This window comes from Nonomuraea gerenzanensis (genome assembly GCF_020215645.1).
Lineage (GTDB): Bacteria > Actinomycetota > Actinomycetes > Streptosporangiales > Streptosporangiaceae > Nonomuraea > Nonomuraea gerenzanensis.
Window position 1 is genome coordinate 9,818,476 of sequence record NZ_CP084058.1, and the last position, 12,602, is coordinate 9,831,077.

General features: G+C 71.7%; 11 protein-coding genes. 4 read left to right on the plus strand and 7 right to left on the minus strand.

Features of this window, described 5'->3' with window-relative positions:
* Positions 1–3: 3 nt before the first annotated feature.
* Entirely contained in the window at positions 4–1,590 is a 1,587-nt protein-coding gene (locus tag LCN96_RS45555) for an MFS transporter (RefSeq protein ID WP_225268629.1), read from the minus strand.
* 129 nt (positions 1,591–1,719) lie between these two features.
* Between LCN96_RS45555 and LCN96_RS45560 the strand changes: the two genes are divergently transcribed.
* On the plus strand, positions 1,720–2,328 hold the full coding sequence (locus LCN96_RS45560) for an XRE family transcriptional regulator (protein WP_225268630.1): 609 nt from the start codon (positions 1,720–1,722) through the stop codon (positions 2,326–2,328).
* A gap of 104 nt (positions 2,329–2,432) precedes the next feature.
* Here LCN96_RS45560 and LCN96_RS45565 read toward each other — a convergent pair whose 3' ends face one another.
* From LCN96_RS45565 to LCN96_RS57555, 3 genes are all read right to left on the minus strand, one after another.
* Positions 2,433–4,130 carry a sensor histidine kinase gene (locus LCN96_RS45565; RefSeq protein WP_225268631.1) on the minus strand — a complete coding sequence of 566 codons (1,698 nt, stop codon included), beginning with the start codon at positions 4,128–4,130 and terminating at the stop codon, positions 2,433–2,435.
* Between the two features lie 319 nt (positions 4,131–4,449).
* Positions 4,450–5,055 carry a hypothetical protein gene (locus LCN96_RS45575; RefSeq protein WP_225276289.1) on the minus strand — a complete coding sequence of 202 codons (606 nt, stop codon included), beginning with the start codon at positions 5,053–5,055 and terminating at the stop codon, positions 4,450–4,452.
* A 228-nt stretch (positions 5,056–5,283) separates the two neighbouring features.
* Complete coding sequence (locus tag LCN96_RS57555) at positions 5,284–5,874, minus strand: universal stress protein (protein ID WP_397351808.1); 591 nt, start codon at positions 5,872–5,874, stop codon at positions 5,284–5,286.
* Here LCN96_RS57555 and pflB point away from each other — a divergent pair.
* The 3 genes from pflB to adhP all read left to right on the plus strand — a co-directional run bounded on the left by pflB (position 5,795) and on the right by adhP (position 10,040).
* Positions 5,795–8,035: a formate C-acetyltransferase gene (pflB, locus tag LCN96_RS45585; RefSeq protein ID WP_225268632.1), complete on the plus strand. Its 2,241-nt coding sequence runs from the start codon at positions 5,795–5,797 to the stop codon at positions 8,033–8,035. The genes LCN96_RS57555 and pflB overlap by 80 nt on opposite strands.
* Positions 8,032–8,757: a pyruvate formate-lyase-activating protein gene (gene pflA, locus LCN96_RS45590; RefSeq protein ID WP_225268633.1), complete on the plus strand. Its 726-nt coding sequence runs from the start codon at positions 8,032–8,034 to the stop codon at positions 8,755–8,757. Before pflB ends, pflA begins: the two co-directional genes overlap by 4 nt.
* A 272-nt stretch (positions 8,758–9,029) precedes the next feature.
* Positions 9,030–10,040, plus strand: coding sequence for an alcohol dehydrogenase AdhP (gene adhP, locus LCN96_RS45595; protein ID WP_225268634.1), 1,011 nt, complete (start codon positions 9,030–9,032; stop codon positions 10,038–10,040).
* A gap of 375 nt (positions 10,041–10,415) precedes the next feature.
* On the opposite strand, the gene LCN96_RS45600 is transcribed toward adhP, so the two are convergent.
* The 3 genes from LCN96_RS45600 to LCN96_RS45610 all read right to left on the minus strand — a co-directional run bounded on the left by LCN96_RS45600 (position 10,416) and on the right by LCN96_RS45610 (position 12,558).
* A complete protein-coding gene (locus LCN96_RS45600) occupies positions 10,416–11,228 on the minus strand; it encodes a universal stress protein (RefSeq protein WP_225268635.1) in 813 nt (270 codons plus the stop codon).
* A gap of 79 nt (positions 11,229–11,307) precedes the next feature.
* Positions 11,308–11,838 carry a hypothetical protein gene (locus LCN96_RS45605; protein WP_225268636.1) on the minus strand — a complete coding sequence of 177 codons (531 nt, stop codon included), beginning with the start codon at positions 11,836–11,838 and terminating at the stop codon, positions 11,308–11,310.
* A 216-nt stretch (positions 11,839–12,054) separates the two neighbouring features.
* Entirely contained in the window at positions 12,055–12,558 is a 504-nt protein-coding gene (locus tag LCN96_RS45610) for an ATP-binding protein (protein ID WP_225268637.1), read from the minus strand.
* Between the last annotated feature and the right edge of the window lie 44 nt (positions 12,559–12,602).

The following is a 12,602-nucleotide window of genomic DNA, read 5'->3' on the forward strand; positions in this document are numbered from 1 at the left end:
TGGTCAGCGGACGGCGACGTCCTCGGCATCGGGGTGGAGTGGAGCGGTGTGCTTCGGGCCGCGCAGGGCGACGTAGAGGAGCAGTGCGGCCATGACGCCGGCGCCGATCCACATGGCCTGCTGCCAGCCGTCGACGAAGGACTGCTGTGCCGCGTCGATCAGGTCCTGGGCGTGGCCGCCGGTCCCGGGCGCGGCCTCGATGGCGTTGGCGATGCCTGCGCGGGCGGTCTGCGCGGCGCCCGCGGGGATGCCGTCGAGCCTGCCGTCGATGGCACTGCGGTAGCCGTCGGCCAGGAGCGCGCCGAGCGTGGCGACGCCGAGAGCGGTGCCGAGCTCGCGGGTGACGTCGTTGAGCGCGGAGGCGACGCCTTGCTCGGCGCGGGGCAGTGAGCCGGTGATGGCCTCGGTGGAGGGCGTCATCGACAGGCCCATGCCGATGCCCATGGCGAGCATGCCGGCCAGGATGGACGGGTAGCCGCCGTCGACGGATACGAACAGGGCCATCAGGGCCAGGCCGAGCGCGCCCAGGGCGACGCCGGCGGTCATGGTGGAGCGGGCGCCGATCCTGGCGGCCAGCTTCGGGGCCAGGCCCGAGGTCACCATCATCATGACGGCCATCGGCATCATCGCCACCGTCGACAGCAGCCCGGACCAGCCGAGTACGGCCTGGAAGAACGGGAAGAGAACGACGGCGATACCGGCCTGGACGCCGAAGACGACCAGCAGGGTGATGGAGCCGGAGGCCAGGCCCCGCTCGCGGAAGAGGCGGACGTCCAGCAGAGCCGCCTCGCGGCGGTGCAGCTCCCAGGCCACGAAGGTGATCGCGGCCACGACACCGACGGCCAGGCTGATCAGGGTGATGGGGGCGGTCCAGCCGCGTTCGGGGCCTTCCTGCAGGACGAAGATGAGGCCGATCACGGCGATGACGGAGACCAGTGCGCCGATGGTGTCGAAGGAGTGGGCGGAGCGTTCGCGGGAGTCGGGCACTGATCTCAGCGTCATGGCCAGCGCGACGACGATCAGCGCCACGGGCAGCACGAACAGCCAGCGCCAGTCGGCGACGTCGACCAGCAGGGCGGACAGGAACATGCCCAGGATGCCGCCGCCTCCGGCGACGCCGGTCCACACGCCGATCGCCTTGCCTCGTTCGTTCTCGGGAAAGGTGGAAGTGATGACGGCCAGCGTGATCGGCATGATCATCGCGGCGCTGACGCCGGCGGCCAGGCGGGCGCCGATCATCACCGCGGCCGACGGGGCGAGCCCCGCGGCGGCGCTGGCGGCACCGAAGACGATCAGCCCGGTGATCAGCATGGGCTTGCGGCCCAGCCGGTCGCCGATCGCGCCGAGCGGCAGCAGCAGTGCGGCCAGGGCAAGGGTGTAGATGTTGATCATCCACAGAACGGTGGTCTGCGAGGCGCTGAACTCGACGGCCAGGTGGGTCTGGGCGACGCTGAGCCCGGACACCGAGGCGATGACGGCCATCAAGGCGATCGAGACGGCGATCAGGATGGCGCGCAGCTGACGCGCGTCCGGTGTGCTCCCGTTGCTTGCCGGCTTGGCCGCCGTCCGGGGAGGCTGGTTGATACTCATGGTTTCCTTCCGAAAAGGGCATGCGGAATCAGCGCCGGACAGGGCCGGTCGCCAGCTCGGTGAGGTTGCGAAGATCCGCCTGGATGCGACATTAAGCGCTTGTTGCATGTGGGGCATACCATGTTGCCTATGACGCAAGAAGATGGGCAGCTGGACGGCCTCGTACGCAAACGGATCCGCGCGCTACGGGTCGCGCAAGGCTGGTCGCTGGAGGAGCTGGCCACGCGCGCCAACCTCAGCCAGTCGTCACTGAGCCGGATCGAGAACGGCCAGCGCCGCCTCGCCCTGGACCAGCTGGTCACCCTCGCCCGCGCGCTGGACACCAGCTTGGACCAGCTCGTGGAGAACGCCGCCGAGGACGTCGTCATCAGCCCGATGATCGACAGCACGCACGGCCTGATGCGCTGGCCGGTGAAGGGCGACCCCGGCATGAGCGTGATGCGTCAGCGGATGACCGACCCGCCGCCCGACAACCCGGCCCGCATGCGCGCCCACCCCGGCCGCGAATGGCTGGTGGTGCTGTCCGGCACCGCCATCCTCATGCTCGGCCACCGGCGCTTCCGCATGGAGACCAACCAGGCCGCGGAGTTTCCCACCATGATGCCGCACGCCATCGGCGCCGAGGGCGGGCCGTGCGAGATCATGGGCATCTTCGACCGCGACGCCCGCCGCGGCCATCAGAAGGACGCCGACGGCGCCGAAGTGGGCTACGGAGGCGTCCAGGGCCCCTGCGAATAGCGGGTCACCGTCGCGCGGCCGGCGGGTGCGACGGCCGCCGCATCACGCCTCCTGATCTTGCCGTCCCGGGACGCCGCCCGCACGCAGGGACAGGCGGCCCGCTGTCAGAGGGGCACCTCCCAGCTCAGCCGGGTCCCGCCCGGCTCCGGGCTGTCCAGCTCGGCGGTGCCGCCCAGCCGCCCGGCGCGTTCCTCGATGTTGCGCAGCCCGCTGCGGCGCCCGCCCTGCCCGACCCCGACGCCGTTGTCGGAGATCACGAGGGTGAGCCGCCGGGCCGCGACCTCGATCGACACCTCGGCACGGGTGGCGTGGGAGTGGCGTACCACGTTCGACAGCGCTTCGCGCAGGACGGCCAGCAGGTGCTCGGCGACCTGCTCGCCGACCAGGGTGTCGATCTGGCCCTCCATGCGCAGGCCGGGCATGAAGCCCAGGTGCCCGCCCGCGCCCTCCACCAGGTCGACGATCTGCGCGCGCAGGCCGGGGGCGCTGTCCTCGCGGGCGCCCTGCAGGGCGAAGATGGACGAGCGGATCTGCCGGATCGTCTCGTCCAGCTCGTCGATCGCGTGCTGCAGCCGCTTGGACGCCTCCGGCCGTTCCACCAGGCGGACCGTGCTCATCAGGGTCATGGCGGTGGCGAACAGGCGCTGGATGACCACGTCGTGCAGGTCCTTGGCGATGCGGTCGCGGTCTTCCAGCAGGCCGAGCCGTTCGGCGTCGCGGCGGGCCTCGGCCAGCTCCAGCGCGATCGCGGCCTGGCCGGCGAACGCCTCGAGCATCTGCTGGTCGCCGTGGCTGAAGGGCAGCCGGCCGCTGCGCTTGGTGAGGGTGAGCACTCCGCGGACCCTGGGCACGGCGCCCACCGGCACCAGGAGCGCGGGTCCATAGCCCAGCCGCCGCAGCGGTGAGTCGAGGTCGGCGACGCTCTGCAAGTCCGTCTCCGAGAGCGGCTCGCCCTGGGTGAAGGCGTCTCCCGCCAGGGTGGAGGCGAGGTCGAACGTGGCCCCCAGCACCTCGTCCGCTCCTTCGCCGTCCGCCACCTCCACGGTCAGCGACTCGCCGGACGCCTCGGGCAGCAGCACCTGGACCAGGTCGGCGTCGCACATCTGGCGGGCGCGGGCCGCCATCGTGGCGAGCACCTCGTGCGGGTCGGCGCCGGACAACAGGCTGGTGGTGAGCTCGGCGGAGGCCTGCAGCCAGGTCTCGCGCCGCCGCGACTCCTCGTACAGGCGGGCGTTCTCCACCGCGACGCCGGCGGCGGTGGCCAGCGCGATGACGACGGCCTCGTCCTCCTCGTCGAACTCGCCGCCGCCGCGCTTCTCGGTGAGGTACAGGTTGCCGAAGACCTCGTCGCGGACGCGTACGGGGACGCCGAGGAAGGTGCCCATCGGCGGGTGGCCGGGCGGGAAGCCGTAGGACTCGGGGTGGTCGGAGATGCGGCCCAGCCGCAGCGGACGGGCGTCCTTGATGAGCAGGCCGAGCAGGCCCAGGCCGTGCGGCCAGTGCTCGATCTTCGCGATCTCCTCCTCGGTCAGCCCCACCGGGATGAACTGCAGGAGCGTGTTCTCCTCGCCGACCACGCCGAGCGCGCCGTAGCTGGCGTCCACCAGGGTGGTGGCGGTCTCGACGATGCGCCGCAGCACGGTCTCCAGGTCCAGGTCGCTGCCCACGGAGACGACGGCTTCGAGCAGGGCGTGCACGCGGTCACGGGTGGCCAGCACGGCGGTGAGCCTGGTCTGCAGCTCTGCGAGAAGCTCATCGAGTCGCATCTGCGGCATCAACGGACGGACCTCACTTTCCGACATGCGATCAGTCTCGCATCTCGTCGGGCATGCGCCCACTCTCCTTGTCCGGTGCCCGCGCACTGCCGCAGTGACGACAACCGTCGCGGTGGGCATGAGACACGGCTGCGATCAACGGCCGTGCCTTGAAGGGCTTCGGTCCGTACGCGAGGCACCGCCCGGAGGATCATGACGCACGATGTGATGAGTGCCGGATGACGTGGTGCTGGACGTATGGCCGCCCCACGGCAACGGCGTGGACGTCCGCGGCGAGGTGCGTTCCAAGCTGCCGGAGCCGGCGTGCCTGATGCTGAAGAGGGACCGTGGCGGAGGGCGAAGGAGGTCAGGTTTTGGACATGATGGCGACGTGGGCCACGGCTTCGTACCGTCCTCTGGTGGCTTGGATGTAGGCGAGCCAGGCCCTGCGGCGTACCTCCTCCAGCAGCGGCCCGTCACTCTCGCTGAGCAGGGAGATGTAGAGGTGCACCGTCCCCTCCAGCTCCATCAACCGGACGTGCGGCCGGTCCGCGTCCTCGCGGAACAGAGGACGGATGGCCTCACTCACCGCCCGCCTGGCCGCGGGGCCGGTGGCGGCCATGGCGCAGGCGCAGGCGTCCACGAGTTCGTCGGCTCGGCAGATCGTCGCCGCCTCGCCCAGCGCGGTGTCTTCCGGTGTCGGCCCGGCCACCAGCAGCGGGACGCGGCTGCGTAACGCGCACAGCACCCCTGCCTCCCGTAGCGTCAGTCGTCCGGGCGCCGGCCGGACGTCCACGACGAGGTCGACGCCCCCTTCCGACAGCGGGCAGCGCCTGCCTGCCGCCAGACCGGCGCATGGCGCGCCACCGTCGTCGGCGCCGTGGCAGAAGGCCAGCTCATGTCCTTCCGCGGCGAGCAGGGCCGCCGGGACCGCGGCCGCGGCCCGCTCCGATTCGGTCAACAGGATTCTCATGCTCCACACCCTGTCGGGATGGCACGCGACCGGCCAGGGACCAAGGTCCTCCTGAAGGTCCCTGCGCGTCCGCTCGCGCCGGAGACCGCGCACGGCGCGCAAGCTCCACCATTCGCCGCCGGGAGCCGGATCGCCCCGACACCGCGTGGTGGGCGGGGTGAGCGCGCCGGCGCGTTCAGATGCGGCGGGGCGAGGATGACGGTCATGATGTGCTGTCCGGCCGGCGGATCACGACCGGCGGACCACGGCCACCGGGCAGTGGGCGCGGCGCAGGATGCCGCGGCTCACCGAGCCCAGCCCGGCGGAGGCGAACCCGCCGAGCCCGCGCGACCCGACCACCACCAGATCGGCCTGCCGGGACGCCCTGGCCAGCACCGTGACCGGATTGCCTTGGCCGATGGGTTCGTGGCGGTGAGCACCCAGACCACGAGGCTGGCGCTGCCGAACGCCGCGAGCGACGCGGGCAGCAGGAACACCCCTGAGCCGATCATGTTGCCGACGACCAGCGCCGTCGCCATCCACGGGCCCAGCCTGCGGCGCCGCGGCAGCGGAGTGACGGACGTGATGATGTCCTCCTTCCAGGCTCATCACCAGCACATCAGCGCCGTCGCCGCAGGTACGGAGGCTGACGTCCTCCATCCTGGTGACCTTGGTCCCCCCGGGAGGTGCCCTTCGGCCGCCGTGCTGGCCGCGCACATCAAGGAGGGTGAAAGCGGACTTCCGACACGAAGGGGGAACCATGACGGCGATCGCGTCCGAGGCGTGGCGTGGCTTCAGGGGCACGGCCTGGCGGAACAGCGTGGATGTCCGCGCCTTCATCCAGGCCAACTACACGCCCTACACCGGCGAGGCGGGCTTCCTGTCCGGTCCCACCGAACGCACCCGCGCCGTGTGGGCGAAGGTGAGCGCCCTGTTCCCGGAGGAGCGGCGGCGCGGGATCCACGACGTGGACGCGGCGACCCCGTCGTCCATCACCGCGCACGCGCCCGGCTACATCGACCGCGAGCGTGAGCTGATCGTGGGCCTGCAGACCGATGCCCCGCTCAAGCGGGCCATCATGCCGGCCGGTGGGCTGCGCATGGTGGAGAACGGCCTGGCCGCCTACGGCTACCAGCTCGACCCCGCCGTCAAGGAGATCTTCACCAAGTACCGCAAGACGCACAACGACGGCGTGTTCGACGCCTACACCCCGGAGATCCTGCGGGCCCGCAAGGCGGGCGTCATCACCGGCCTGCCGGACGCCTACGGCCGCGGCCGCATCATCGGCGACTACCGCCGCGTCGCCCTCTACGGCGCGGACCGGCTCATCGAGGCCAAGCGCGCCGAGCTGCGCTCCCTGGACGACGCGGACGCCTCCGAGGCCGTGATCCGCGATCGCGAGGAGCTGTCGGAGCAGCTCAGAGCACTGAACGAGCTGAAGCAGATGGCCGCCGCCTACGGCCACGACCTCTCCGGCCCGGCCGCGACCGCGCAGGAGGCGGTGCAGTGGCTGTACTTCGCCTACCTGGCCGCGATCAAGGAGCAGAACGGCGCCGCGATGTCGCTGGGCCGCACCTCCACGTTCCTGGACGTCTATCTGGAACGCGACCTCGCCGAGGGCCGCATCACCGAGGAGCGGGCGCAGGAGCTCGTCGACGACTTCGTGATCAAGCTGCGCATCGTGCGGTTCCTGCGCACCCCCGAGTACGACCAGCTCTTCTCCGGCGACCCGACCTGGGTGACCGAGTCGATCGGCGGCCTCGGCGAGGACGGCCGTCCCCTGGTCACGCGGACGAGCTTCCGCTACCTGCAGACGCTGCGCAACCTCGGCCCCGCGCCGGAGCCGAACCTGACCGTCCTCTGGTCGCCGCGCCTGCCCGAGCCGTTCAAACGCTTCTGCGCCGCCCTGTCCATCGAGACCAGCGCGATCCAGTACGAGAGCGACGAGCTGATGCGCCCCCGCACCGGCGACGACACCGCGATCGCCTGCTGCGTCTCGGCCGCGCCGGTGGGCCGGCAGATGCAGTTCTTCGGCGCCCGCGTCAACCTGGCCAAGACCCTCCTGTACGCGATCAACGGCGGCCGCGACGAGCTCACCGGCGCCCAGGTCGGCCCCGCGTACCCGCCGCTGACCGGCGAGGTGCTCGACTTCGAGGAGGTGAGCAAGGCGCTGGAGCGGATGATGGACTGGCTGGCCCGCACCTACGTCAACGCGCTCAACGTCATCCACTACATGCACGACAAGTACGCCTACGAGCGCCTGGAGATGGCCCTGCACGACCACCCGGTCAAGCGCACCCTGGCCTGCGGCATCGCCGGTCTGTCGGTCACCGCCGACAGCCTGTCGGCCATCAAGCACGCCCGCGTCAAGGTGATCCGCGACGAGTCGGGGCTGGCGGTGGACTACCAGGTCGAGGGCGACTTCCCGGCCTACGGCAACAACGACGACCGCGCCGACGCCATCGCCGTCGAGCTGGTCCGCTCGTTCATGGCCAAGATCCGCGAGCACCGTACGTACCGGGACGCCGAGCACACCCAGTCCGTCCTGACGATCACCTCGAACGTGGTCTACGGCAAGCACACCGGCAACACCCCCGACGGCCGCCGCGCCGGTGAGCCGTTCGCCCCCGGCGCCAACCCGATGAACGGCCGCGACCGGCACGGCATGATCGCCTCCGCCCTGTCGGTCGCCAAGCTCCCCTACGACCAGGCCCTCGACGGCATCAGCCTGACCAGCACCACCACCCCCGACGGGCTCGGCCGCACCCCTGAAGAGCGCGTCGCGAACCTGGCCGGGGTGCTCGACGGCTACTTCGACGCCGGCGGCTTCCACCTGAACGTCAACGTCCTCACCCGCGCCGTCCTGCTGGACGCCATGGCGCACCCGGACCGCTACCCGCAGCTCACCGTGCGCGTCTCCGGCTACGCGGTCAACTTCGTCCGCCTCACCCCCGAGCAGCAGCGCGACGTCGTCAACCGCACCTTCCACGGCTCGCTGTGAACGGTTCCGTCAGCTCCTGGGATCTGTCGGTCGGCGTGGACGGCCCCGGCACCCGCTTCGTCGTCTTCACCGCGGGCTGCCCGCTGCGCTGCCAGTACTGCCACAACCCGGAGACCTGGCGGATGCGCGACGGCCGCCAGGTCACCGCCGATGAGATCATGGCCGAGATCGAGAAGTACCGGCGGTTCATCTCGGTGGCCGGCGGTGGCGTGACGATCAGCGGCGGTGAGCCGCTGCTGCAGCCCCGCTTCACCGGCGAGCTGCTGCGCCGCTGCCACGAGGCCGGCCTGCACACCGCCCTGGACACCTCCGGCCTGCTCGGCGTCCGCGCCACGGACGCCCTGCTCGCCGACACCGACCTGGTGCTGCTCGACATCAAGTCCTACGACCCGGCCACCTACCGGCGCCTCACCGGCGGCCCGGTCGAGCCGACCCTGCGCTTCGCCCGCCGCCTGGCCGAGCTGGGCCGGCCCACCTGGGTGCGGTTCGTGCTGGTCCCCGGGCTCACCGACGCGCCGGACAACGTGGACGCCCTGGCCCGCTTCGTCGCCGGCCTCGGCAACGTCGAGCGGGTGGACGTGCTGCCCTTCCACCGCCTGGCCACCGCCAAGTACGAGCGCCTGGGCCTGCGCTTCCCCCTCGCCGACGTGCCGCCACCCGGCCGGGAGCTGCTGGAACGCGTGCACGCCCAGTTCCGCGCCCACGGCATCGCCAGCAGCTGACATCGCGGGCTTCCTGCCGGATCGGGCTCCGCGATCAGCGGCGTGCCCGCCACCTCCAGCAGCTCCTCCTCGACGGGGCCGGGTCCGCCGTCGTGCACCTGCGCCGCCGTGACGGCGACTGCCGCGCCGATCCGCCGGTTGAGACCGATGGGTGACGCAAGGCCCTGCCGAAGGTGACACGTGACCCCTCACGTACGGGACCTTCGGCACTGATCAGGGCGCCGCCGGGGCATGAAGCTGGAGGTGAGAGCCGATATAGGGAGAGAAGAACCATGCGCGCTGCCGTCGTCACCGCCTTCGACCAGCCCGTCGAACTCCAGGAGGTGCCCGTCCCCGAGCCCGGGCCCGCTCAGGTCCTGGTCCACATCGAAGCGAGCGGGCTGTGCCACACCGACATCCACGCCGCCCAGGGCGACTGGCCGGTCAAACCCGCGCTGCCGTTCATCCCCGGCCACGAGGGCGTCGGCGTCATCGAACAGGTGGGCTCCGCCGTGACCGGCAGGGTCGTCGGCGAGCGGGTGGCCATCCCCTGGCTCGGCTACGCCTGCGGCAGCTGCGAATACTGCGTCAGCGGCCGGGAGACCCTGTGCGAGTCCCAGCTGAACAGCGGGTACGCCGTCAACGGCGGCCACGCCGAGTACGCGGTCGCGCACGCCGCCTACGTGGTGCCGGTGCCCGACGGCGTCGCCCCGGCCGAGGCCGCGCCACTGACCTGCGCGGGGGTGACCACGTACAAGGCGGTCAAGGTCTCGGGCCTGCGCCCCGCCGAGCGGGCGGCGATCTTCGGCATCGGCGGGCTGGGCCACCTGGCGCAGCAGTACGCGCAGATCTTCGGCGCCGAGACCATCGCGGTGGACGTCACCGAGGACAAGCTGCGCCTGGCCAGGGAGCTGGGCGCCGATCACACGGTCGACGCCGCGCGCACCGATCCGGTCGCCGAGATCAAGTCCCTGGGCGGCGCGGACGTGGCGATCGTGCTGGCCGCCAGCCCGCGCGTGCTGGAGCAGGCGCACGCCTCGCTACGCCGTGGCGGCCGGCTGGTGCTGGTGTCGCTGCCCAAGGACAACACGATGAGCCTGCCGATCTTCGAGACCGTCCTGGGCGGCATCAGCGTCATCGGCTCCATCGTCGGCACCCGCGCCGACCTGGCCGAGGTGTTCAGGCTGCACGCGGCGGGACGCACCAAGGTCATTTATGAGACCCGCAAGCTGGAGGAGATCAACCAGTCCTTCGACGACGTCCTGGCCGGCACCGTGCCCGCCCGTCTGGTTCTCGAGCTGTGAGGATGTGAAAGACGGGAAAGTCCGGCGCGACCCGTTCGAACTCCGCCGGCGGAGCGGGCCGGTCCACCGGCAGGTGCGGTCGCGCCCGGCGCGAGTGCCAGGTAGCGGCGCAGGATGGGAGCACGCTTCGCGGGCTCGGCCTCCGCCAGCCGGACGTCCGTGCGCCGGCCGTGGCGCAGCACCGCTCGCCCCCCGGCCGCGCGCACGTTGAGCACCCAGTTCGTGTTCCGGCCGAGCATCGCCACCAGGTACCGCTCGCCTTCGACCCCTGCGGCTCGTGCGGGCGTCCCATGCTGCGGATGCGGGTCAGGGAAGGATGCCGATCGACCCCGTCCAGCACGAAGCCGATCAGCTCCAGGTAGCCGTCCAGCCGGATCACCGTTCGATCCTGACCACGGCGAGCGGGCACGGGGCGTGGTGCAGCAGCGCGTGGCTGACCGAGCCCAGCACCATCCCGGCGAACATGCCCTGCCCGTGCGAGCCGACCACCAACAGCTCCGCGCCGGCCGCGGCCTGCCGCAGCACCTCGACCGGATGGCCGTGCACCAGCTCCTCGACGACGGCCACCCCCGGAAACCGCACGCGCAGGCCGCTCAGCGTCTCCTTCAGCGTGCCCGGTCCCTCCCCCGCCGCGGGTTCGAACCCCTGCTGGGCGCGGGCGTGCACGACCCGCAGCCGGGCGCCGCGCAGCGCCGCCTCGGCGAAGCCGAACTCCAGCACCCGGGGCGACGCCGCGGACCCGTCCACCCCGGCCACGATCTCACCTGCCGAGGAGACCTGACGGACCACCACGACGTCACACGGCGCGTGCCCGGCCACCCCGTAGGCGACAGAGCCGACCAGCATCCCGCGCACCCCGCCGAGCCCGTGGCTGCCCACCACCAGCAGCTCCGCGTCCCGCGCGGCCTCGATCAGGGCGGCGCGCGGGTCGTCGGGCAGGAAGGTCGTGCGCAGGCTGATCTTCGGCTTGTCGCCGCGCGCGCGTTCCTCCGCCGCCGTCAGCACGCTCCTGCCGCCCTCGCGCATCCACGCGGCCACCTCGGCCAGCCGGCCGGTCTCCGTCTCGTACGCCCAGCGCGGCATCGCGTGCGCCACCAGCAGCGGCACGTCCCGCAGGGCCGCCTCCCGCGCCGCCCAGCCGGCGGCCTCGAGCCCGGCCCGCGAGCCGTCCACTCCCACGAGGATCATGACTTCTCCTTCAGATCAGTTTCAAGGTCGACGAAGACCCGCCCGCCCTGGGGGCAGGGCGGGCGGGTTGCCGGGGTGGCTACTGGAGCCACGGGGTGCGGCGGACGATGGGCAGGTTGCCGAGTCCGAGGGTGCGGCCGGCGCCGGCCAGGGCCAGGCCGATGAGGACGATCGCGTAGACGATGTGGTCGTCCATGAACGGGTTGGTGGTCAGGGGCAGCTCGGCCGCCCACATGAGCAGCAGCATCGCGGTGCCGGCGCCGGCGGCGATCCGGGTGCCGAGGCCGAGCACGAGCGCCACGCCGACGCCGGCCAGGCCGGCCATGAACAGCCAGTCCACCCACACCTGCCCGGCCAGGCCGGTGAAGAAGCCGCCCAGGGCGTGCTCGCCGGTGCCCTTGAGGAAGCCGGTGGTGGGGCTGCCGCCGTTGATCCAGGCCTTGGCCGCCGGGGTGGCGAAGCCGAGGCCGAAGGTCTTGTCCAGGAAGGCCCACAGGAAGATCCAGCCGATCGCGATCCGGGCGGCGGCCCAGACGTAGTCGACGGGGTTCTTGTGCTCCGCCTTGCCCACGCCGGCGTGCATCACGGGCTGGTTGATGGTGGTGGCCATGGCGGGCCTGCCTTTCCTGTTCTGTCGCGTTTCCCTTGTGCACCTTCATCACATCGGTTTTCGCGGCCGCTGCTCAGAGCCGGACGACCCGCGGCAGAAGGACCTTGGTCCTCCCCGTGGGCAGGGACCTTCGGCACACAGGCGGGGCCCTCGGACGCTCCGCGCAGCCGGTCCGGGTCCGGCGGCGTCGGCGGCAGGAGGTGTGTGATGTCCGTTTCACTCGCTACCGAGCTCGGCGTCCGGAGGCTGCTGGTGGCGGGCCGGGCAGGCGCCGTCGGTGTTCAACACCCAGCCGGGACGACAGCGCTGGGCGTGGCACCCCGGAGGGGCAGGGGGTGCCACGCCGATGCGCAGGAGTACGGCGGTGCCGTCGGGGCCGGTGCTGAACACAGCGCTGTCGGCCAGGCGGCGCATCAACCAGATCCCCCGGCCGCCGGGCACGGAGGGCGGGGGCAGGCACGCCTGGTCGAGTGTGCGGGCCGGAATACCGGGGCCGGCGTCCCTGACCTCGCAGAACAGGTCGTCGTCCGCCCACCACAGGGTGAGCCAGCCCTGCCCTCCGCCATGTTCCACGGCGTTGCCGATGCTCTCGTTGACCGCTGTGAGGAAGTTGTCGAGCCGCTCGCTCGTCAGTCCCCGTCGCCGTGCTTCGTCGCGGACGGCATGGCGCGCGGCGCACATGCTGTTCTCGTCGAAGCTCATGGTGAGCAGCGTCACCATGATCACGTCCCTCGCTCGGTGAAGTGTCTGTTGGCTGGAGCGGG

Coding starts and splice junctions, on each gene's coding strand:
- LCN96_RS45555 (WP_225268629.1), bottom strand. CDS start 1,590: ATGAGTATCAACCAGCCTCCCCGGACGGCGGCCAAGCCGGCAAGCAAC.
- LCN96_RS45560 (WP_225268630.1), top strand. CDS start 1,720: ATGACGCAAGAAGATGGGCAGCTGGACGGCCTCGTACGCAAACGGATC.
- LCN96_RS45565 (WP_225268631.1), bottom strand. CDS start 4,130: ATGTCGGAAAGTGAGGTCCGTCCGTTGATGCCGCAGATGCGACTCGAT.
- LCN96_RS45575 (WP_225276289.1), bottom strand. CDS start 5,055: ATGAGAATCCTGTTGACCGAATCGGAGCGGGCCGCGGCCGCGGTCCCG.
- pflB (WP_225268632.1), top strand. CDS start 5,795: ATGACGGCGATCGCGTCCGAGGCGTGGCGTGGCTTCAGGGGCACGGCC.
- LCN96_RS57555 (WP_397351808.1), bottom strand. CDS start 5,874: ATGAAGGCGCGGACATCCACGCTGTTCCGCCAGGCCGTGCCCCTGAAG.
- adhP (WP_225268634.1), top strand. CDS start 9,030: ATGCGCGCTGCCGTCGTCACCGCCTTCGACCAGCCCGTCGAACTCCAG.
- LCN96_RS45600 (WP_225268635.1), bottom strand. CDS start 11,228: ATGATCCTCGTGGGAGTGGACGGCTCGCGGGCCGGGCTCGAGGCCGCC.
- LCN96_RS45605 (WP_225268636.1), bottom strand. CDS start 11,838: ATGGCCACCACCATCAACCAGCCCGTGATGCACGCCGGCGTGGGCAAG.
- LCN96_RS45610 (WP_225268637.1), bottom strand. CDS start 12,558: ATGGTGACGCTGCTCACCATGAGCTTCGACGAGAACAGCATGTGCGCC.